This is a genomic window from Rhizobium terricola, assembly GCF_012927355.1.
Lineage (GTDB): Bacteria > Pseudomonadota > Alphaproteobacteria > Rhizobiales > Rhizobiaceae > Allorhizobium > Allorhizobium terricola.
Map to the genome: position 1 here is coordinate 300,362 of NZ_JABBGK010000002.1, position 19,529 is coordinate 319,890.

Sequence of the window (19,529 nt, forward strand, 5' to 3'; positions counted from 1 at the left end):
CGCCCCGTCACACCCACCAGGTCTCGGGCTTGGCGATCGGCTCGCCGGCATTGGCCTTCTGCAGACCGATCACGCAGCGGACGACCACCCAGACAACAGTGCCCAGCGCCAGCAGCACGCCGACGAAGACGAAGGTCAGAACCACCGACACCAGACCGTAGAGCAGGCCGATCCAGAAGGTGCGGATCGCATAGGTGTAGTGGCTTTCGATCCAGCCGCCGGCCTTGCCGCGGTTGAGATAGGCAAGCACCAGGCCGACGAGGCCGGAAATGCCGATCAGGAAGCTGACGAGATAGAGGATATAGACGAGCTGGACATTCAGCTTGCCGGGCTGCAGCCAGTTTTCCGGGCGGGTCAGGTCCGGCTGGTTCGTCGGTTCGGTCATGCTGCTTCTCCTGTCACCATGCGGCCGGGATTGAAGATGCCGCGCGGGTCGAATTTCTCCCGCACCCGCTGCGAAAGCAATGCCACCGCGGGCGACTGCGGTTCGAAGGCCGATACACCGGCCCGGATAGCATCCGTGGCACGGACGAGCGTTGCATGGCCGCCGCCGGCCGCCTTCACATAGCGCCGCAGAAGGTCTGCCTCCGGATCGGCTTCCATCCGCATCCAGATCAGCCCGCCCTGCCAGTCGTAGAAGGCATCGATGCCGGATTCGAGGCGGAGTGCCGCGACCAGTTTCCAGCCTTCGGATGGAGCGACGGACACGCGCCAGAGGGGGCGTTGCGAACCGTCGGCATAGGGCGCCACATCGCGGATCTCGCGCCAGAGCGCCTTCGTGTCGGGCTCATCGAGCCTCGATACCGGGCCGAAGCCGGCCATTGCGCGCGCCAGCGTCTCGGCTCGAACGGCAACGGAGGCCTCGAGTCCCTCGAGCCGCAGCACGGTCGCCGCGCCGTCCGGCAGGCGTCCGGCGACGAAACGGCCGCGTACGCTTTCCGGCAGGTGGGCGGCACCGGACACCTCGACCGACGTCGCCATCGCGGCGGCCATCGCGCGGGCGGCCTGCTCGTCCTCGAGGCCGGACACGACGATGGTGACGGCCGTCTTCGGCGACGGCAGAACCTTGAACGTCACTTCGGTGAGGAAGCCGAGGGTGCCGTAGGAACCGGCGAGCAGCTTGACGAGGTCGAGGCCTGTGACGTTCTTCATCACGCGGCCGCCTGCCTTGACGATCTCCCCATGGCCGTTGACGACGCGCAGGCCGAGAAGGTGGTCGCGGGCGGCGCCGGCTGTGAAGCGCCGGGGACCGGAGGCATTCACGCAAAACAGTCCGCCGATCGTCGGCTCACCTGTCGTTCCCATCATGCCGCGATGGTCCGGCGGCTCGAAAGCGAGGGACTGGCCGTTGGCGGCGACCGCCGCCTCGATCTCGGCGACCGGTGTGCCGGACCGGGCCGTCAGCACCATTTCGGCCGGATTGTAGGCGACGATACCGGCAAGGCCGGTCGAGCGGAGCGGCGTTGCAGCGGCGGCCAGGGCATTGCCAAAGCCGGCCCGCGTACCGCCGCCCGAAATGGCAAGCGGCGCCGCCCGTTCAGCGTGGTCGCGGATCAGGCCGGCGGCTTCGATTTCAGTCTGCGGGATCAGCATGACGCGCGCCTTTCCAGAGTTTGTTGTCTCCCGGCATTCGGCGCAGAGGTGCCGCCCCTCATCCGGCTGCCGCCACCTTCTCCCCGCAGGCGGGGAGAAGGAACCGTGCCGCGAGCCACAGCACCCCAAAACGGCGCTCGGACATCAAAACTGCGCGACGGCGCACGTGTTGGTCCCACATCCGCGGAAGAGTGGACCACGAGGATGCCCCCACCGACCTTCTCCCCGTTCGACGGGGAGAAGGTGCCGGCAGGCGGATGAGGGGCCTCGCGCCGGCGGGTCCGAAATCCGTGACTCATGACCGGCCCTCCAGCGGAAAGACCTTGGAGGGATTGAGGATCCAGGCCGGATCGAAGGCGGCGCGGACCGCCATCTGCTGGGCGAGATCGGCATCCGCATACTGGTGGCGCATCAGGTCGCGTTTCTCGATCCCGACACCGTGTTCGCCGGTCAGGCAGCCGCCGGCGTCGACGCAGAGCTTGAGGATCTCCATTCCGGCGGCCTCGGCCCTTGCCGCATCGTCCGGGTCATTGATGTTGTAGAGGATCAGAGGATGCATGTTGCCGTCGCCGGCGTGGAAGACATTGGCCACCCGCAGGCCGTAGCGGTCGGTGATTTCCGACGTCTTCCGAAGCACATAGGCAAGCTGGCTGAGCGGCACCGTGCCGTCCATGCAGATATAGTCGGCGATACGACCGGTCGCACCGAAGGCGGACTTGCGGCCCTTCCAGATCAGCGCGGCCTCGGTGGCCGACTGGCTTTCCCGGACGGTCTTCACCCCATGGCGCTTTGCGATCTCGACGATCGAGGCGAGCATGGCCTCCATCTCGGCATCCGACCCCTCGACCTCGACGATCAGCAGCGCCTCGACGTCGAGCGGATAGCCGGCATGGGCAAAGGCTTCGCAGATCTCGATCGCCGGCTTGTCCATGAACTCGATGGCGACCGGAACGATGCCGGCGCCGATGACGTCGGCGACGCAGGAGCCGGCGGCCTCGGCACTGTCGAAGCCGAACAGCACGGGGCGCGCACCTTCCGGCTTGGCCAAGAGGCGGACCGTGGCTTCGGTGACGATGCCGAGCTGGCCTTCGGAACCGCAGACGAGGCCGAGCAAGTCATAGCCGGCGGCATCGAGCGCCTTGCCGCCGAGCTCGATCACCGTGCCGTCGACCAGCACCATCTTGACCCCGAGCAGGTTATTGGTGGTGACACCGTATTTCAGACAGTGCGCGCCACCGGAATTCATGCCGATGTTGCCGCCGATCGTACAGGCGAGCTGCGAGCTCGGGTCCGGCGCATAGAAGAAACCGTCCGCGCCAACCGCATCGGAGATCGAAAGATTGGTGACGCCGGCCTGAACGGTGGCGCATCGATTGGCGTAATCGACATCGATAATGCGGGTCATCGCCGAGAGGCCGAGCACGACGGCATCCTCCTGCGGGATCGCACCGCCCGACAGGGACGTCCCCGCGCCACGCGGAACGACCGGAATGCCATATCGGTGGCAATATTTCATGACGGCTGCGACCTGGGCCGTCGTTTCGGGCAGGACGACCGCAAGCGGGCGACGGCGATAGGCGAGGAAGCCGTCCGTCTCGAAGGGAACGAGTTCGACCGGCTCGTGCACCAGGCGCTCCGCCGGGACAAGCTCGGCAAGGTCCGCGACGATCTCCCTGCGGCGCGAGAGGATCGCGGCATTCGGCTCCAGAAACTGGATGGCTTCGGACATGGTTTCCTCCCTGGCTCAGGCATTTTGGCATACACCGCCGCCCCCTCGCCTTCAACTGGTATCTTTTCTTTACCACTTCAACAAAAGTCGAGCAAATGCTATGCACTTATGACGAAATCGGAAAGAGTGGACGAGGCGATGACCAATCTCGGCGATCTGGAAGTCTTTGCGCGGGTGATCGCGGCCGGCAGCATGTCGACGGCGGCGCGTGATCTCGGCCTATCGCCAGCAGTCGTGTCGAAGCGGATCAAGCGGCTGGAGGATCGGCTCGGCACCCGCCTGCTGCAACGGACGACCCGGCAGATCTCGCTCACCGAAGCCGGACAGGGCTTTCACGAGCGGGTGCTTGCCGTCCTCGCCGGCCTCGAGGAGGCGGAGGCCTACGCCTCCGGCCGCTCTTCCGAAGTCGCCGGCACGCTGAAGATCTCGGCGCCGACATCCTTCGGCCGGCTCCATATCGCCCCCAATCTGAAGCCCTTCATGGAGGCCCATCCGGATCTTACCATCCATCTGGTTCTCTCCGACGAATTCACCGACATTGTCGGCGGCGGCTTTGACCTCGCGATCCGCATCGCCGAACTGACGGATTCGACGCTGGTCGCGCGGCGACTGGCGCCGGTGCGGCGCATCCTGTGCGCCTCGCCCGACTACATCGCCGCGCATGGAACGCCGCAGTCGATCGACGACCTCAAGCACCATCGCTGCCTGCCCGCCCACAACTATGACGCCTGGAAGCTGGAAGGGCCGCAGGGTTCGCTCAGCATCCGTCCCGACGGCATGCTGATCACCAATTCGAGCGAGGTCATCCGAGAGGCGGTCATTGCCGGCCTCGGCATCGCCCTGCGTTCGACCTGGGATATCGGTCCAGAACTGAAATCCGGCAAGCTCGTTCAGGTGCTGCCGGCCTATGAAGGATCGCGCAGCGTGTCGCTTTCGGCGGTCTATCCGAGCCGCCAGTTCCTGCCGGCCAAGGTTCGCCTGTTCATCGACTATCTCGCCGAACTCTATGGTCCGGAACCCTACTGGGAGCGTTGAGCCGAGAGGTCAGCGCAGGGCCTCGGGCACGGCGCTCCAGAAACCGAACTTTTTCGGATGGGTGCGCCGGAGGTCGTCGACGAAATCCTCGTGATGCCGGAGCCGCGCGTCGGCGGGCAGATGCGGCACGAGGCGGGTCAGTTCCACGAGATAGCGTGCGGCGTGCGGATAGGCGACGCCGATGCCACGGCGCAGGATGTCCATGATCAGCACGCGGTAGAGCACCGTCGCCGCGAGGGGTTGTTGGTCGGCCAAAGCCTCGGCGGCGGGCGCCAGATCCTCGTAATAGCGGCCTTCCCAGCGATCCTCGTGGCGAAGCACCAGATCCGCGGCGCGATCGAGCCTGGGCCAGGACACGAAGAAGTCGAGAGCCCCGTAGATGTCGCCGGCCTCCATCACGAAGGCGAAGGCCCTGTCCATTTCGTCGAATTCGGCGAAGTCGTCGAGTTTCGATAGATAGAGCCTCAAAACCTGGGGATCGAGCGTTTCGGCAAACTCCCGCCAGCGAAGTTCCTGGGCATCGCTCTTTCGCCTCAGGCGCTCGAGGATGTCCGCCTCCAGGAGGCGGCGCTCGCGCGCGCCATATTCCGGGCCGACCGAGACGATCTCGCCGCCGACGGGCAACAGTCGCATGCCGTTCGGGCGCATCTTCACCCATTCCAGCGCCTCTTCGTGGCGACCCGCCTCATGAAGCAGGCGCGCGACCGCCAGCGTGTCGCGGCGGTTCTCGGCCTTGGCGTTTTCGAGCGCCACGAAGGCATCGGCATCCTGCTGATGGACGGCAAGCGCCTGCAACAGATCGACGGCACCGAGCTTGCCGGGCTCCTTCGGCACCGCCTCGGCGAGAAGTGGTTTCCATGCGTCGGCGGCCGGCCTGGCCAGACCGACGATCAGGCCGCGGAGGAAGCCGACATGCTCACCATAGCGGTCGCGCAGCCGCAGCCTTTCGAGCAGAGGCGCAAGCGGCACCTGATCGACCGGCGGCAGCGCGCAGATCAGTTCGGCCGCTGCTGTCTCCGCGTCATCGAACACTTTCCACAGGCGAGCATTGTCCGAGACGAGCCGGACCGAGACCGGAAACCGCAGCGCCAGCAACCGCAGGATACGTTCGGCCGCACCGGCCGGGTCGACGGTACCGAGTTCTGACAGGATCGTGCGGGCAAGTCCGGCGAACTCGATCGCCAGATCCTTGGCACGGGCATTGTTGATCCGTGTGCGCGCCTCTTCATGGGCCTCGAGCCGCTTGTCGATCAGCCGCGCCATTTCCGCCGGTCCGGTGCCGCCGGCAAGGGCTGCCTGCAACCGCGCCTTCAGCGCCTTGTTGGCGGAGGCTTCCTCCAGCAGGATGTCGACCAGCCTGTCGAGACCAAGGCCGCTCAAGCCCTTCCGGTCGAGTTTTGCGCGCGTCTGCCGGGCCATTCCGTTCCAATTGTGCCGTTCATTGCGATTGCCGCCTATATCCGACGGACGGCAACGGTGGGCAAGGAGATTTCGCAAGCGCGGGGCGGCAAGGTATGCCGCCTCGGCCTCGTGATATTGCAATATGGTACCATTTTGCGGTATCAAAATCAGATGAAGCGGAAACACCGCGCGACACTTGAGCAGATCTTCTCCCGACCGCTCAGCGGTTCTATCCGCTGGACCGACATAGAAGCCCTGTTCGTCTCGCTCGGCGCCGAGGTGACAGAACGAGACGGCTCGCGTATCGGCGTCTACCTGTTCGATCAGATCCGGGTCTTCCACCGACCCCATCCGTCGCCTGACACAGACAAGGGCGCCGTCGCCAGTATCCGCAAATGGTTGGAAGAAAATGGAATCGTGCCATGAACAACATCATCGAGATCGAAGGCCAGAAAGCAGTCGTGTCGCTTGACCCGGAAATCGGCTTGCTGCGTGGGGAGTTCCTCGGCCTGAACGGTGGGGCGGATTTCTATGCCGACAGCATCGACAAGCTTCGGGAGGAAGGCGCCGCCTCGTTCAAGGTTTTTCTGGATATGTGCACCGAGAAAGGAATTTCTCCCTTCCGACAGTTCTCGGGCAGGTTCAATGTTCGGCTTGACCCGAAACTGCACGAAGCGGCCGTGCTGGCGGCCAAGGCGCAGCAGAAGAGCCTCAACGAGTGGATATCCGACGTCATCGAGGAAGCGGCAGAACGCTGATTGTGGGACAAACGTCACGCTTTCACGAGCTGCGGCTTCGCCAGCTGACCTTCAATGCCGCTCCTCGTGGCTCCTCCTGATGCGGCGTACCACCCACCAGACGGCAAGCACGGCGACCGGAACGGAAAGACCGGTGATGACGGCGGGATCGACCGGCAGAAGGTCGTGGCTCACGGCCTTCGCCGCATAGCCGATCAGGCCGACGATGTAATAGGAAATCGCCGCGACGGAGAGACCTTCGACCGTCTGCTGCAGGCGCAGCTGCATCTCGGCGCGGCGGTTCATGGTGGCGAGCAGGTCGGAATTCTGCCGCTCCAGCTCCACGTCGATCCAGCTGCGCACCAGTCCGGTGGCGCGATACAGCTTGCGCGACAGGTTCGCCTGGCGCTCCTCGATCGACTGGCACGTGCGCATCGCCGGAGCGAGGCGGCGCTCCAGGAAGGAACCCAGCATTTCGTAGCCCGGCTTCGGGGCCTCGTCGAGCGCCTTGACGCGCTCGCGCACGATGCCGTCATAGGCGCGGCTGGCGCCGAAGCGGTAGAGGCTGAGCGCCGCATTGGCTTCCAACTCGGCGGCAAGCCGTGTCAGTTCGGACAGCATGGTGTCGGCCTCTTCGCGCGCATGGGCCTTCATGCGCTGGGTGACGGCGGTCAAGCCGTCCTCGACGCGGCGGATCTCGGGCGAGAGCGTCTGGGCGAGTGGCAGGCCGAGCATGGCAAGCGTGCGATAGGTTTCGATGTCGAGCAGGCGCTGGACGAGCGCGCCACGCCCGGCTTCGGTCAGGCTGCGATCGACGACGAGGATGCGGGTGAGCCCGTCGCCATCCTGGCGAAAATCGGTCATCACCGTCGCCTGTCCATTCTTCACGTCGCTGTAACAGAGGCTCGCCGGGTCGAAGAGCTCGATCGCCGCGGCGATCTCGGGTCCGTCGCGGCGGATCTCGAGGCGGATGCCGGACATCAAAGGTCCGGGCGCGGAAAATCCGTCGCCGAAGGGATGGCCTATGATCTCGCCGCCGAAGGCATCCGGTAACGGGCCGTCCCAGAACCAGGTGGAAAACTCCGTGTGACGCTCCCAGCGCAGCGTTCCCTGGGCCCAGGTCATGGCATGATGACGGGCATTGCGGTCCGGGACGGCGACGCCGCGGGCGCGCGACAGTTCGGCAAGCACGCTGTGGTGCACGGCCGAGCCGCCGTCCATCATGAAAGCGAGCTGGACGATGACGCGCTCCGACTTCACCAGTGCGTAGGGACGGGCATGGATCTCGCCCAGCGCCAGTGCGCGCTCCGGCGCAATCGGAAATGCAAAATTACCCTTGGTCACCCATTGTCTCCCGGCGCCGTGATCATGGCCATCCTTAGCAAAAGCAAGATCGCAATGGCAGGGGTCGCTTCGACGCAGAATGTCGCGATGATGCAGGCCTGCGCCAACCGCGCAGATCGAGGGGCAACGCCTGTCTCGACATATAGTGTTTTTAAAATATATTCTTGCCCGAACCCGGAAAGTCGACAAGTATCCGGCCGTGGCGATCAGAGCCCGCTGCCATGCATCCGGCAGGCGCGGCTTCGCACTTCGAACAACGGAGAAACGACATGCGACGAGTGATTTCCGCCGGTATTCTCGCGATCTCGATCGGCCTTCCCGTCTGGGCGGGTGAGGTCGGGGATTTCGAGGCCAAACTGCGAGCGGCTTATGGCGACTACAGGACCGCCCTGTTCACCACCAACATGGGCAAGGCGGAGGAATCCAAGGCCTCCCTTGGCAAGTTCAGCGAGGCCTGGGCTGCGCTCGCGGCACAACCCGCGCCGCCGCAATATGTCGATGATGGTGGTTATGGCGCAACGCTGCAGGCGGTAACGGCGATCGCCGGTAAGGCAACGGCAGAAGTCGAGGCTGGAGAACTTCCCAAGGCCCATGCAACACTGGAAGGCATTCGCGACCAGATCGGCGATCTTCACATCCGCAATGGTCTCTACGGCATCTCCGACCGGATGAACGCCTATCATGCACGAATGGAAGAGGTTCTCGGCATGGATCCGGCCGATGCGCTCCATGTTCGCGCAGAAGCGGCGGTTCTCGAATTCCTGTTGGCCGACATCGGCGCCCACCCGCCGAAGGAGGCGGACGACAGTTTCAAGGCATTGTTCGGCGCAGTCGAGGCAAGCGTGGCCAAGCTGACGAGCGCTTCGGAAACCGGCGACGCCACAGAGGTCAAGGCCGCGATCGGCGGCCTGAAGGCGCCCTACTCCAAGTTTTTCCTCAAGTTCGGCTGAAGACACCCGCCCGCCATGCATCCGGGCCGGCTTTTCGCCCGGATGCAAAGTGGACAAATAAATTGACCAATCATCCCCTTCCTTGTTAATTCTCCCCCTGCAGGAGGATGACGTGACAGACAGGGACGAAGGGCTTTTCGCCCAGATCAGCCATAGCCGCACCGCGAGCGAGGTGGTTCAGCAGATCGAACTGCTGATCCTCGACGGGGTGCTGCGCGACGGTGACCGGCTGCCGGGCGAGCGCGATCTCGCCCAGGACCTCGACGTGTCGCGGCCGATCCTGCGCGAGGCGCTGAAGGAACTCGAGGCGCGCGGCCTGCTCGTCTCCCACCACGGGGGCGGAACCTATGTGGCCGACATCATCGGCCAGGTGTTTTCCAGGCCGATCACCGAACTGATCTCGCGCCATGCGCGGGCGACGCGCGACTACCTCGAATATCGCCGCGAGCTCGAGAGCCTGACCGCCGAGCTTGCCGCCCGGCGCGCGACCGACACCGACAGGGCGCTTCTGTCACGCATCGTCGAGGACATGCGGCGGGCGCACGAGAACGGCAATCCCGAAGACGAACTCGCCGCCGACGTCGAGTTTCACAACGCCATCGGCGAGGCGGCGCACAACATCATCCTGCTGCATACCATGCGGGCGTGCTACCGGCTGCTGTCGGAGGGCATCTTCTTCAACCGCAAGGCCGTGTTCGCGCTCGCCAATGCGCGGGAGCGGCTGCTGGAGCAGCACCTCGCGATCCATGCCGCCATCATGGCCGGCGACGGCGAAGCGGCCAAAGAGGCCGCCCAGGCGCATATCGATTTCGTCATGCAGGCCGTCGACGAAGCGGCACGGGCGGACGAATGGGGCCGGGTGGCGAAACTTCGCCTGATCCGCCGCGACAACAATCCGACGACGGCGCGCGCTTCGCGCCCGAACAACCAGGACAAGACGGAGCCTTCCCGATGAATTCGCAAACCCCGATGCGGCGACCGCAGGTCGGCCTGTTCGCCACCTGTCTGGTCGATCTCTTCCGCCCGAGCGTCGGTTTCTCCGCCGCGAAGCTGATCGAAGACGCGGGCTGCGACGTCGACGTGCCCATGGCACAGACCTGCTGCGGCCAGCCGGCCTACAATTCCGGCGACCGCAAGGATGCGCGAGCGCTGGCGATCCAGGTGATCGAGCTTTTCGAAGGCTACGACTATGTCGTGGCGCCGTCCGGCTCATGCGCGGCGATGCTGAAGCATCACTACCCGGAAATCTTCAAGGGTGACGTGAAGTGGGAAGAACGCTGTCGGCGCTTCTCGGAGAAGGTCTTCGAGCTCGTGTCTTTCCTCACCGACGTGATGTTCGTGCCCAAGGTGGACGCCGCCTTCGAGGGGACGGTCACCTATCACGACAGCTGTTCGGGCCTGCGTGAACTCGGCGTGCAGAAGCAGCCGCGCAAGCTGCTTGCAACCGTCGAGGGGCTGGAGCTCAAGGAGATGGCGGGAAGTGACGTCTGCTGCGGCTTCGGCGGAACCTTCTGCGTCAAGTATTCCGACATCTCAGGCACGATCGTCTCCAAGAAGACCGCGACGATCGCCGCGACCGGTGCCGACATGCTGCTTGCCGGCGACATGGGCTGTCTGATGAACATGGCGGGCAAGCTGAAACGCGAAGGTTCGTCCATCGAGGTGCGCCACGTCGCCGAGGTGCTGGCCGGCATGACCGACACGGCGCCGATCGCCGGCTCGTCGAAGTGAGGGATTGAGGACCATGCAGTTCACCGCCCCCCTCTTCAAGCAGAACGCCGCCCAGGCGCTTCATGATCCGCAACTGCAGAAGGCGCTGAAAAACGTCGAACAGGGCTTCATCGCCAAGCGCGCCGCCGCCGCAGCCGCGCTGCCCGAGTTTGATCAGTTGCGCGACCGAGGACGCGAGATCAAGAACCACACGCTGGCGCATCTCGACCTCTATCTCGAAGCCTACGAAAAAAAGGTGACGGCGGCCGGCGGGCATGTGCACTGGGCCGAAAGCGCCGAGGACGCGCGCCGGATCGTCCTCGACATCTGCCAGAGGGTGAAGGCAAAGACCGTCACCAAGGGCAAGTCGATGATCACCGAGGAGATCAACCTCAACGAATTCCTCGAGGCACAGGGCGTAGAGCCGGTCGAGACGGATCTCGGCGAGTACATCATCCAGCTCCGTGGCGAGCATCCGAGCCACATCATCGCGCCGGCCGTGCACCTCAACAAGGAACAGGTGGAAGAGGATTTCCGCCGCGTCCACACCCATCTCGACGCCAAGCGCGACCTGACCGCGCCGGAATCGCTCCTGTCCGAGGCGCGCGAAGTGCTGCGCAAGCGCTACTTCCAGGCCGATGTCGGGATCACCGGGGCGAACTTCCTGATCGCCGAGACGGGGTCGTCGGTGATCGTCACCAACGAGGGCAACGGCGATCTCACCCAGACGCTCGGCAAGGTGCATGTGGTGGTCGCCTCGATCGAGAAGATCGTGCCGACGCTCGAGGACTGTTCGCAGATCCTGCGTCTGCTCGCCCGTTCGGCGACCGGCCAGGACATGTCGGTCTACACCACCTTTTCCACCGGGCCGAAGCGGCCGGAGGATCCGGACGGTCCGGACGAATACCATGTCGTTCTGCTCGACAACGGGCGAACCTCGATGCTCGGCACCGAGTTCCAGGAGATGCTGCGCTGTATCCGCTGCGGCGCCTGCATGAACCATTGCCCCGTCTATCATGCCGTCGGCGGCCATGCCTACGGCTCGGTCTATCCGGGGCCGATGGGCGCGGTGCTCACACCGTCGCTGTTCGGCGTCGACAAGTCCGGCCATCTGCCCAATGCCTCGACCTTCTGCGGGCGCTGCGAGAGCGTCTGCCCGATGCATATCCCGCTGCCGAAGATGATGCGGCACTGGCGCGAGAAGGAATTCGAGCGGCATCTTACACCTGCGGCCACCCGCTACGGCCTGTCCGTCTGGGCCTTCTTCGCCAAACGGCCGACGCTCTACCGGATGGCGGCCTCGATCGGGGCCGGCCTCCTGTCGCGGCTCGGCGGCGGCAAGGGCCGCATCGCCGCGCTGCCTTTGGCCGGTGGCTGGACCAAGTATCGCGATCTTCCGGCACCGCAGGGACAGACATTCACCCAGGCCTGGGCGGCACGCCAGGCCAAGCGCCAGGGAGCCTGACCATGGATGCAAGACAGGCAATCCTCGCGAAGATCCGCGCCTCGCTCAAGGTTCCCGGCGGGGACGACGAACGGCGGGCAACCGTCGCCCAACGGCTCGGCGAGCCGCCGAAAGGCATCATCCCGGCCCGCGGCCAGCTGCCGGCGGAAGAACGCGTCCAGCTGTTCCGCGCCATGGCGGAGAAATACAACGCCACGACGGAGCGGATCGATAGCCTCACGGCGCTTCCGGCCGCAGTTTCCGGCTATCTGAAAGGCCGCAACCTGCCGGCCGCTATCCGGATCGGGAGCGATCCGCGGCTTGCGGATGCGCGGTGGCCTGCCGAGGCCACGCTGGAGATCCGGCACGGGGCATCCGACGGACACGACCTTGCGGCCGTCAGCCATGCCTTCGGCGCCCTTGCCGAGACCGGCACTCTCTGTGTCCTCTCCGGCCCCGACAATCCGGTGACGCTGAACTTCCTGCCCGAGCACCACATCGTCGTGGTGCGGGCCGACGAGATCGCCGGGGACATGGAAACCATCTGGAGCCGGCTCCGCGAAGCGCGTGGAACATCGATGCCACGCACGGTGAATTTCATCACGGGCCCGTCGCGCTCCGCCGACATCGAGCAGACGCTGCTGCTCGGCGCACACGGCCCCAGGGCACTGCATATCGTCATCGTCGGAGAGGCTTCGGCCCACTGACCGCCTTGCCGGCGCCGAGGGCAATCGGCGCCGGTTCGCCTGCCCTCGGATAGCGGGTCGCTTTTTCTAGGGAACAATCTCTACGTCGAGTCGTTTGCGAAATGTATTTCCGGAACGATTTTCGATTGTGAGAGACATGCCGAATTACAATGAAGTCAGCGATGCGCCACGGATCGCGCTCGTTTCCACCCATGGATATATCGCCGCCCACCCGCCCCTCGGCGCCGCCGATACCGGCGGCCAGGTGGTCTATGTGCTGGAGCTGGCCAAGAAACTCGCCCAGCTCGGGCACAAGGTCGACATCTTCACCCGCCGCTTCGAAGACCAGCCCGAGATCGACGAGGTCGACGGGGATGTCAGGGTCATTCGAATCCCGTGCGGTGGACGGGACTTCATCCCGAAGGAATATCTCCACCGTCACCTCAACGAGTGGAACGAAAAAGCCCTGCGCTACATCCGGCGTGAGGGGCTGTCCTATCTGTTCGTCAACAGCCACTACTGGGACGCCGGTGTGGCCGGCCAGCGACTTTCCGAAGCGCTGAACATACCGCACATCCATACGCCGCACTCGCTCGGCCTCTGGAAGAAGCGGCAGATGGAAACCGACTATCCTGAGCGCGCCGACAGGTTCGAAACGGAATTCAACTTCAAGGAACGGATCCAGCACGAGCTGATCGTCTACCGCAGCTGCCAGCTGGTGATCGCGACCACGCCGATCCAGCTCGACATGCTGCTCGAAGACTACGGGCTCAACCGCAACCGCGTGCACATGATCCCGCCGGGCTATGATGACAACCGCTTCTATCCCGTCTCGGAATCCTCGCGACAGATGATCCGCCAGCGGCTTGGCTTCGAGGGCAAAGTGGTGCTGGCGCTCGGGCGTCTCGCCACCAACAAGGGCTACGACCTGCTGATCGACGGCTTTTCGGTGCTGGCAAGTCGAGTGCCCGAGGCCCGGCTCAGGCTGGCGCTCGGTGGCGAGAACCTCGATCCGCAGGAACAGGGCATCCTCGACGGGCTGAAGGCGAAGGTGGCTGATCTCGGCCTCACGGATCGCGTCGATTTCTCCGGCTTCATCCCCGACGAGGAACTGCCCGACTATTATCGTGCCGCCGACCTCTTCGTGCTGTCGAGCCGCTACGAACCCTTCGGCATGACCGCGATCGAGGCGATGGCGAGCGGCACGCCGACCATCGTCACCGTGCATGGAGGCCTGTTCCGCGCAGTGAGCTATGGCCGGCATGCGCTGTTTGCCGACCCGTTCGACAGGGAAGACCTCGGCATCACCATGATGAAGCCGTTTCGCCACCCGCGGCTCTATGGCCGGCTGTCGCGGATGGGCGCCCACAAGGCCAGAAGCCTGTTCACCTGGACCGGCATCGCGCAGCAGCTGGTCGCGCTCGTCGAAGGACGTCCGGTCGCGCAGGCACTCGACGAAACCGACTGGGCCGAGCCATGGAACGACGGCGATTGAAACCCGTCCGGCTCTTCTCGTCCGACCTCGACGGCACGCTTGCGGGTCATCGCGCCGCTTCGCGGCGCTTTGCCGATTTCTGGAACAGTCTCGATGACAGCACACGGCCGCTGCTCGTCTACAACAGCGGCCGGTTGGTCAACGACATGATCGCCTTCGCCGCCGAAGAAGGTTTGCCCCCGGCGGACCTGCTAATCGGCGGCGTGGGAACAATGCTGGCGGCCGACGGGATGTCGCAGCTCGGTCGGGAATATGCAGGCTTCCTTGCCGGCGGCTATGATGCCGACCGCATCGCGGCCCTTGTCGCCCCCCTGCCCGATCTCGAACGCCAGCCGGAACGTTACCAGCATGAGCGAAAATCCAGCTGGTTCCTCGAAGGGGCGAGCCCCGAGCGCCTGCAAGACCTGGCGGACGCGTTCAACCGGGACGGACTGCAGGTGAAGATCGTCTATTCGAGCAACCGTGACCTCGACATTCTTCCCGCCAATGCCGACAAGGGCAATGCCCTCATATGGCTCTGCCGGAAGCTCGGCTACAGCCTGGACGAGGTCGTCGTCGCCGGCGACACCGGAAACGACAGCGACATGTTCGCGATCGATGGTGTCAGGGGCATCCTTCCCGCCAATGCCCGGGACGAGTTGCGAGAACGCTTTGCGGGCACGGATCATGTCTTCGAGGCTGCCGGCCGCGAGGCCGACGGCGTCATCCAGGGCCTGCGTCACTGGATGGAAATTCCGGCCCCGGCTTCTTAAGTCATAGGCGGTTCGTCCCGGCCATTTTCGGGTCCATGACGGCACGGCATTGACGCCGGCGCCGACGCTCACAAAACTGCCGGTATCGTCGCCTATCGCGGGCAAGACGGCGCACGGAAGATGAGGAAATTCCGGCGAATCAATGTAGCATCTTATTTTAGAAAGAAGAGGTATTCACCCATTGTCCATTGTGAGCCGGATCGCGTCCGACGTTCAGCTGATGTTGCGGCGCCCGCCGCGGCAGCAATATGCCGCGATGTGCTATCGCAAGGTCGACAGGCCGGGTGAACTGGAAGTGCTGCTCCTCACCAGCCGCGACACGGGGCGCTGGGTAATCCCCAAGGGCTGGCCGATGAACGGCAAGAAGTCGCATGCCGTCGCCGAGCGCGAGGCCTATGAGGAGGCAGGCGTCAAAGGCAAGGTATGCCGCGAACCGATCGGCTACTATTCCTATCACAAGGGCATGAACGACGGGCTCAAGGTCAATTGCCGGGTGCAGGTGCACCCACTGGCGGTCAAGCAGATGCTCGAAGACTTTCCCGAAAAGGGAACGCGCCGGCTGGAATGGGTCAGTTGCGAGGAAGCGGCGGCCCGTGTGCAGGAACCAGAGCTCAAGGTGCTGTTCCACGTCCTCTCACAGAAGATGCGCAACGGCGCTATTCCGACCGACGCAAACGAGGGACCCGAGGCCGACTGACAGCCGCGCAGTTCCTCGCCGCCGGCTTGAACGGCACCGGCTTTGCCGGTAAACGGTTTCGTTCACTGCAATCCCTCTATCCTTGGCTCGACGGCCGCGCCTGTCGCAGCTGGAGACGCCACATCAATGGCCAAGTCGCCACCAACCCTGCTCAAGCCGACACTCGACAAGGACCTGGACAAGGTTTCCTATGTCGAGGAAGCTGCACAGCAGGTCTGGCGTGGCGTTGTTCCCTTCGGGATCGGACTGATCTTCCTTTTGCTGGCGATGCTCTTTGCCAGCGCTTTCGTGATCGATCAGCCGCGTGGCCTCATCATCGTCATCGCCGCGGCGATCGGCGCCTACATGGCGATGAATATCGGTGCGAACGACGTCACCAACAATGTCGGCGCGGCGGTCGGGGCGCGTGCGCTCACCATGGCCGGCGCCTTGATCCTGGCGGCGGTGTTCGAGATCGCAGGCGCACTCATCGCCGGCGGCGACGTGATCAGCACCATATCGGAAGGCATTCTTGATCCGACTCTCGTCTCCGATCCGGACGTTCTCACCTTCGCGATGATCGCCGCGCTGCTCGCCTCCGCGCTCTGGGTGAACATTGCCACATGGACGAACGCACCTGTCTCCACCACCCACTCGATCGTCGGGGCGGTGCTCGGTGCAAGCGTTTCAGCCGCGGGCTTCTCCTCGGTGAACTGGAGCATCATGGTGAGCATCACCGCCAGCTGGACGGTCTCGCCGCTGCTGGGCGGTGCGGTCGCTGCGCTGATCCTGTTCTTCATCAAGGAGATGATCCTCTACCGTATAGACAAGATCGCTGCCGCGCGCCTCTGGGTGCCCATTCTGATGGCGCTGATGGCGGGCGCCTTCGCCAGCTATCTGACCGTCAAGGGTGTGGGACAGGTGATCGACGTCACCATGCGCACGGCCATGCTGAGCGGGGTCGGAATTGGAGTGCTGACCTGGCTCGGCAGCGTGCCGCTCATCCGCCGGCAGTCGGAGGGACTGGAGAACCGGAACCAATCGCTGCGCAAGCTGTTCCGCCTGCCGCTGGTCTTTTCCGCGGCACTGCTTTCCTTCGCCCACGGCGCCAACGACGTTGCCAACGCCATCGGCCCGCTTGCCGCGATCGTGCACGCCGAGCGCTCTCGTGACGTGGCCGCCATTCTCGTCGCCCCGACCTGGGTCACCGTCATCGGCGCTTTCGGCATCTCGATGGGATTGCTGCTGTTCGGGCCGAAACTGATCCGTCTCGTCGGCTCCGAGATCACCAAGCTCAATCCGGTCCGCGCCTATTGCGTGGCACTTTCGGCGGCCCTCACCGTCATCATCGCGTCCTGGTTCGGCTTGCCGGTGAGTTCGACGCACATCGCCGTCGGTGCGGTCTTCGGGGTCGGTTTCTTCCGCGAATGGTATACCCGCAACTCCAAACGGCGCATCGCGTACATGCGCCTCAAGGCGGAGCATTTCGAGATCGAGGACCGCCGCGAACACAATCCCGACGAAACGCGCCGGCGTCGCCTCGTGCGGCGCTCGCATTTCATGACGATCATCGCCGCCTGGGTCGTCACCGTCCCGGCTTCGGCGGGGCTTGCGGCGCTGATCTACTGGGTTATGTTCCAGCTCTTCTTCTGAGACGGATCAAGAAAATGCGCGCGAACTACCGGATGCAAAGGCTTTACGTCGAGGCGGACCTCGCCCTCGGCAAGGGGGTGGAGGTAAGCCCAGATCAGTTCAACTATCTCGCCAACGTCCTGCGCCTGACCGAGGGCGCCGAGATCCTTGCATTCAACGGACGAGACGGTGAATGGAAGGCCGCGCTTGCCTTCCCGACCCGCAAGAAGATCGTCCTGATGCCGGTCGAACAGACCCGGCCGCAACCCGGAGACTGCGACCTGCATTTCCTGTTCGCACCGCTCAAGGTGGGCCGCATGGACTATCTCGTACAGAAGGCGGTCGAAATGGGGGCAGGTATTCTGCAGCCGGTCATGACCCAGCATGTGCAGGGCAAGATCACCAGCATCGAGCGGCTGCAAGCCAATGCGGTGGAAGCCGCCGAACAATGCGGCGTGCTCGCGATCCCGACGGTTGCCGCACCACAGAAGCTCAAGGATCTTCTCGAACGGTGGCCCGCCAGCCGGCGGATCATCTTCTGCGACGAGGACAGCGAGACGCAGAACCCGCTGCCGGCGCTTTCGCGCATCGAAGAACGCCAGCTCGCACTGCTGGTCGGTCCGGAGGGAGGCTTTTCCGACGAGGAACGCGAGCTCCTAAGGTCCCTTCCCTTCGTGACGGCGATCCCGCTCGGACCGCGTATCCTGAGGGCGGATACCGCGGCCGTTGCGGCCCTGGCGGTCGTTCAGGCGGCGATCGGCGACTGGCGCTGAAGCGGCTTCAGGCGGTCCATAACGACATTGGTATCGGTCTTTGCGACGATCCGATTTTTTGAGCAGATCTTGAAAGATTTTCACTTGCGCCGCCCTGAAATCCGGTCCAATCACCTTGCACAATGGGCCGGTGCGCGTGCCGGTAACGCCAAACAAGGTTTGATCCATGGCTCGTGATACCACCGATGATACGCCTCTCTCGTCCGTCGCCGAGATGGCTGAATACCTCGCTTCAGGCTGCAAGCCGAAAGAGGCGTTCCGGATCGGTACCGAGCACGAGAAATTCGCCTTCTTCCGGGCGGACAATAGCCCTGTTCCCTATTTCGGCGACGCCAGCATCTCGGCCCTTCTCAAGGGCATGCAGTCGAAGCTCGGCTGGGATCCGATCATGGACGGCGAAAACATCATCGGGCTCGGGGAAAAGAGCGGCATGGGCGCGATTTCGATCGAGCCCGGCGGACAATTTGAACTGTCCGGCGCCCCGCTCGAGACGCTGCACGACACCTGCCGCGAGTCCAGCCAGCATCTTGCGACACTGCGCGAGATTGCAGAGCCGATGGGCATCCGCTTCCTCGGCATCGGCGGCAGCCCGAAATGGACGTTGGCCGAGACGCCGCGCATGCCGAAGTCGCGTTACGATATCATGACGCGATACATGCCGAAGGTCGGCAGCCATGGCCTCGACATGATGTACCGGACCTGCACTATCCAGGTGAACCTCGACTTCTCGTCGGAGGCAGACATGCGCCGCAAGATGCGCGTCGGCATGAAGCTGCAGCCACTGGCGACCGCACTCTTCGCCTCCTCGCCTTTTACCGAAGGCAAGCCGAACGGCCTCCTGTCCTGGCGCGGAGAAATCTGGCGCGACACCGACAACGCGCGTGCCGGCGTCCTGCCCTTTTCTCTCGATGACGATTTCGGTTTCGAGGATTATGCAAAATGGGCACTCGACGTGCCGATGTATTTCGTCGTTCGCGACGGACGCTATCACGACTGCACACATGTCACGTTCCGGCAGTTCATGGCCGGCGCCCTGAAGGGCGAGATCGCGGCCTGGCAGCCGACGCTCGGCGACTGGACCAACCATCTTTCGACGCTGTTTCCCGACGTCCGCCTCAAGCGCTTCCTCGAAATGCGAGGCGCCGACGGCGGGCCGTGGCGCCGGATTTGTGCGCTGCCGGCCTTCTGGGTCGGCCTGCTCTATGACGACGCTGCACTCGAGGCGGCAGATGTACTGACCAGGGGCTGGAGTTTCGCCGACGTCAACGCACTTCGCGATGCCGTTCCGGCCAAGGGTCTGACGGCAGAGATCGCCGGCCGCAGCCTTCTCGACGTCGCACGCGAGGTGCTCGGTGTGTCGCGGAACGGCCTGAAGAGCCGCAACAGGCTGAACGCGGAGGGGCAGGACGAAAGCATCTTCCTCGCCTCGCTTGAGGAAGTGCTGGCCAAGAAGTCGACGCTCGCCGACGATCTCCTTGCACTTTACCACGGCCGCTGGAACGGCAAGGTCGATCCGGTCTTCGACGAATACCAGTACTGATCGTCCCCTTGCGATGCCCGGCATCCGATGCC

19 protein-coding genes are annotated in these 19,529 nt (G+C 64.2%); 14 read left to right on the forward strand and 5 right to left on the reverse strand.

The features are described from left to right. Window positions 1-7: 7 nt before the first annotated feature. From HHL25_RS11210 to HHL25_RS11220, 3 genes are all read right to left on the reverse strand, one after another. Window positions 8-385 carry a DUF4870 family protein gene (locus tag HHL25_RS11210; RefSeq protein WP_169590366.1) on the reverse strand — a complete coding sequence of 126 codons (378 nt, stop codon included), beginning with the start codon at window positions 383-385 and terminating at the stop codon, window positions 8-10. Beyond that, a complete protein-coding gene (gene glcE / locus HHL25_RS11215; protein ID WP_169590369.1) occupies window positions 382-1,593 on the reverse strand; it encodes a glycolate oxidase subunit GlcE in 1,212 nt (403 codons plus the stop codon). The genes HHL25_RS11210 and glcE overlap by 4 nt, the downstream gene beginning before the upstream one ends. A 295-nt stretch (window positions 1,594-1,888) precedes the next feature. Further along, window positions 1,889-3,322: an FAD-linked oxidase C-terminal domain-containing protein gene (locus HHL25_RS11220; RefSeq protein ID WP_169590371.1), complete on the reverse strand. Its 1,434-nt coding sequence runs from the start codon at window positions 3,320-3,322 to the stop codon at window positions 1,889-1,891. Window positions 3,323-3,460: 138 nt separating this feature from the next. On the opposite strand from HHL25_RS11220, the gene HHL25_RS11225 reads away from it, so the two are divergent. Continuing rightward, a complete protein-coding gene (locus HHL25_RS11225; RefSeq protein WP_169590374.1) occupies window positions 3,461-4,357 on the forward strand; it encodes a LysR family transcriptional regulator in 897 nt (298 codons plus the stop codon). 9 nt (window positions 4,358-4,366) lie between these two features. Here the strand turns inward: HHL25_RS11225 and HHL25_RS11230 are convergent, their stop codons facing one another. Further along, window positions 4,367-5,776: a DUF6880 family protein gene (locus HHL25_RS11230; RefSeq protein ID WP_169590377.1), complete on the reverse strand. Its 1,410-nt coding sequence runs from the start codon at window positions 5,774-5,776 to the stop codon at window positions 4,367-4,369. Window positions 5,777-5,833: 57 nt separating this feature from the next. On the opposite strand from HHL25_RS11230, the gene HHL25_RS11235 reads away from it, so the two are divergent. Beyond that, on the forward strand, window positions 5,834-6,184 hold the full coding sequence (locus HHL25_RS11235) for a type II toxin-antitoxin system HicA family toxin (RefSeq protein ID WP_315853062.1): 351 nt from the start codon (window positions 5,834-5,836) through the stop codon (window positions 6,182-6,184). After that, on the forward strand, window positions 6,181-6,516 hold the full coding sequence (locus HHL25_RS11240) for a type II toxin-antitoxin system HicB family antitoxin (protein WP_169590379.1): 336 nt from the start codon (window positions 6,181-6,183) through the stop codon (window positions 6,514-6,516). The genes HHL25_RS11235 and HHL25_RS11240 overlap by 4 nt, the downstream gene beginning before the upstream one ends. A gap of 51 nt (window positions 6,517-6,567) precedes the next feature. Here the strand turns inward: HHL25_RS11240 and HHL25_RS11245 are convergent, their stop codons facing one another. Continuing rightward, on the reverse strand, window positions 6,568-7,839 hold the full coding sequence (locus HHL25_RS11245; RefSeq protein ID WP_169590382.1) for a DUF3422 family protein: 1,272 nt from the start codon (window positions 7,837-7,839) through the stop codon (window positions 6,568-6,570). Window positions 7,840-8,108: 269 nt separating this feature from the next. On the opposite strand from HHL25_RS11245, the gene HHL25_RS11250 reads away from it, so the two are divergent. The 11 genes from HHL25_RS11250 to HHL25_RS11300 all read left to right on the forward strand — a co-directional run bounded on the left by HHL25_RS11250 (window position 8,109) and on the right by HHL25_RS11300 (window position 19,497). After that, a complete protein-coding gene (locus tag HHL25_RS11250) occupies window positions 8,109-8,789 on the forward strand; it encodes a hypothetical protein (protein ID WP_169590384.1) in 681 nt (226 codons plus the stop codon). A 112-nt stretch (window positions 8,790-8,901) separates the two neighbouring features. Further along, window positions 8,902-9,744, forward strand: coding sequence for a FadR/GntR family transcriptional regulator (locus tag HHL25_RS11255; RefSeq protein ID WP_169590387.1), 843 nt, complete (start codon window positions 8,902-8,904; stop codon window positions 9,742-9,744). Next, on the forward strand, window positions 9,741-10,520 hold the full coding sequence (locus tag HHL25_RS11260; RefSeq protein ID WP_205927811.1) for a (Fe-S)-binding protein: 780 nt from the start codon (window positions 9,741-9,743) through the stop codon (window positions 10,518-10,520). Before HHL25_RS11255 ends, HHL25_RS11260 begins: the two co-directional genes overlap by 4 nt. A 13-nt stretch (window positions 10,521-10,533) precedes the next feature. Further along, window positions 10,534-11,964, forward strand: a complete 1,431-nt coding sequence (locus HHL25_RS11265) for a LutB/LldF family L-lactate oxidation iron-sulfur protein (protein ID WP_169590389.1) — start codon at window positions 10,534-10,536, stop codon at window positions 11,962-11,964. 2 nt (window positions 11,965-11,966) lie between these two features. Next, window positions 11,967-12,650: a LutC/YkgG family protein gene (locus tag HHL25_RS11270; protein WP_169590391.1), complete on the forward strand. Its 684-nt coding sequence runs from the start codon at window positions 11,967-11,969 to the stop codon at window positions 12,648-12,650. Between the two features lie 136 nt (window positions 12,651-12,786). Next, on the forward strand, window positions 12,787-14,124 hold the full coding sequence (locus tag HHL25_RS11275) for a glycosyltransferase family 4 protein (RefSeq protein WP_169590394.1): 1,338 nt from the start codon (window positions 12,787-12,789) through the stop codon (window positions 14,122-14,124). Next, window positions 14,121-14,876: an HAD-IIB family hydrolase gene (locus HHL25_RS11280; RefSeq protein ID WP_246701781.1), complete on the forward strand. Its 756-nt coding sequence runs from the start codon at window positions 14,121-14,123 to the stop codon at window positions 14,874-14,876. The genes HHL25_RS11275 and HHL25_RS11280 overlap by 4 nt, the downstream gene beginning before the upstream one ends. Window positions 14,877-15,096: 220 nt before the next feature. Beyond that, window positions 15,097-15,573 carry an NUDIX hydrolase gene (locus HHL25_RS11285; RefSeq protein ID WP_169592794.1) on the forward strand — a complete coding sequence of 159 codons (477 nt, stop codon included), beginning with the start codon at window positions 15,097-15,099 and terminating at the stop codon, window positions 15,571-15,573. A 126-nt stretch (window positions 15,574-15,699) separates the two neighbouring features. Next, complete coding sequence (locus tag HHL25_RS11290; RefSeq protein ID WP_169590399.1) at window positions 15,700-17,205, forward strand: inorganic phosphate transporter; 1,506 nt, start codon at window positions 15,700-15,702, stop codon at window positions 17,203-17,205. Window positions 17,206-17,219: 14 nt separating this feature from the next. Continuing rightward, on the forward strand, window positions 17,220-17,957 hold the full coding sequence (locus HHL25_RS11295; protein WP_169590402.1) for a 16S rRNA (uracil(1498)-N(3))-methyltransferase: 738 nt from the start codon (window positions 17,220-17,222) through the stop codon (window positions 17,955-17,957). A gap of 166 nt (window positions 17,958-18,123) precedes the next feature. After that, window positions 18,124-19,497 carry a glutamate--cysteine ligase gene (locus tag HHL25_RS11300; RefSeq protein ID WP_169590405.1) on the forward strand — a complete coding sequence of 458 codons (1,374 nt, stop codon included), beginning with the start codon at window positions 18,124-18,126 and terminating at the stop codon, window positions 19,495-19,497. The last annotated feature ends 32 nt before the right edge of the window (window positions 19,498-19,529 follow it).

Coding starts and splice junctions, on each gene's coding strand:
- HHL25_RS11210 (WP_169590366.1), bottom strand. CDS start 385: ATGACCGAACCGACGAACCAGCCGGACCTGACCCGCCCGGAAAACTGG.
- glcE (WP_169590369.1), bottom strand. CDS start 1,593: ATGCTGATCCCGCAGACTGAAATCGAAGCCGCCGGCCTGATCCGCGAC.
- HHL25_RS11220 (WP_169590371.1), bottom strand. CDS start 3,322: ATGTCCGAAGCCATCCAGTTTCTGGAGCCGAATGCCGCGATCCTCTCG.
- HHL25_RS11225 (WP_169590374.1), top strand. CDS start 3,461: ATGACCAATCTCGGCGATCTGGAAGTCTTTGCGCGGGTGATCGCGGCC.
- HHL25_RS11230 (WP_169590377.1), bottom strand. CDS start 5,776: ATGGCCCGGCAGACGCGCGCAAAACTCGACCGGAAGGGCTTGAGCGGC.
- HHL25_RS11240 (WP_169590379.1), top strand. CDS start 6,181: ATGAACAACATCATCGAGATCGAAGGCCAGAAAGCAGTCGTGTCGCTT.
- HHL25_RS11250 (WP_169590384.1), top strand. CDS start 8,109: ATGCGACGAGTGATTTCCGCCGGTATTCTCGCGATCTCGATCGGCCTT.
- HHL25_RS11260 (WP_205927811.1), top strand. CDS start 9,741: ATGAATTCGCAAACCCCGATGCGGCGACCGCAGGTCGGCCTGTTCGCC.
- HHL25_RS11265 (WP_169590389.1), top strand. CDS start 10,534: ATGCAGTTCACCGCCCCCCTCTTCAAGCAGAACGCCGCCCAGGCGCTT.
- HHL25_RS11270 (WP_169590391.1), top strand. CDS start 11,967: ATGGATGCAAGACAGGCAATCCTCGCGAAGATCCGCGCCTCGCTCAAG.
- HHL25_RS11275 (WP_169590394.1), top strand. CDS start 12,787: ATGCCGAATTACAATGAAGTCAGCGATGCGCCACGGATCGCGCTCGTT.
- HHL25_RS11285 (WP_169592794.1), top strand. CDS start 15,097: ATGTTGCGGCGCCCGCCGCGGCAGCAATATGCCGCGATGTGCTATCGC.
- HHL25_RS11290 (WP_169590399.1), top strand. CDS start 15,700: ATGGCCAAGTCGCCACCAACCCTGCTCAAGCCGACACTCGACAAGGAC.
- HHL25_RS11295 (WP_169590402.1), top strand. CDS start 17,220: ATGCGCGCGAACTACCGGATGCAAAGGCTTTACGTCGAGGCGGACCTC.
- HHL25_RS11300 (WP_169590405.1), top strand. CDS start 18,124: ATGGCTCGTGATACCACCGATGATACGCCTCTCTCGTCCGTCGCCGAG.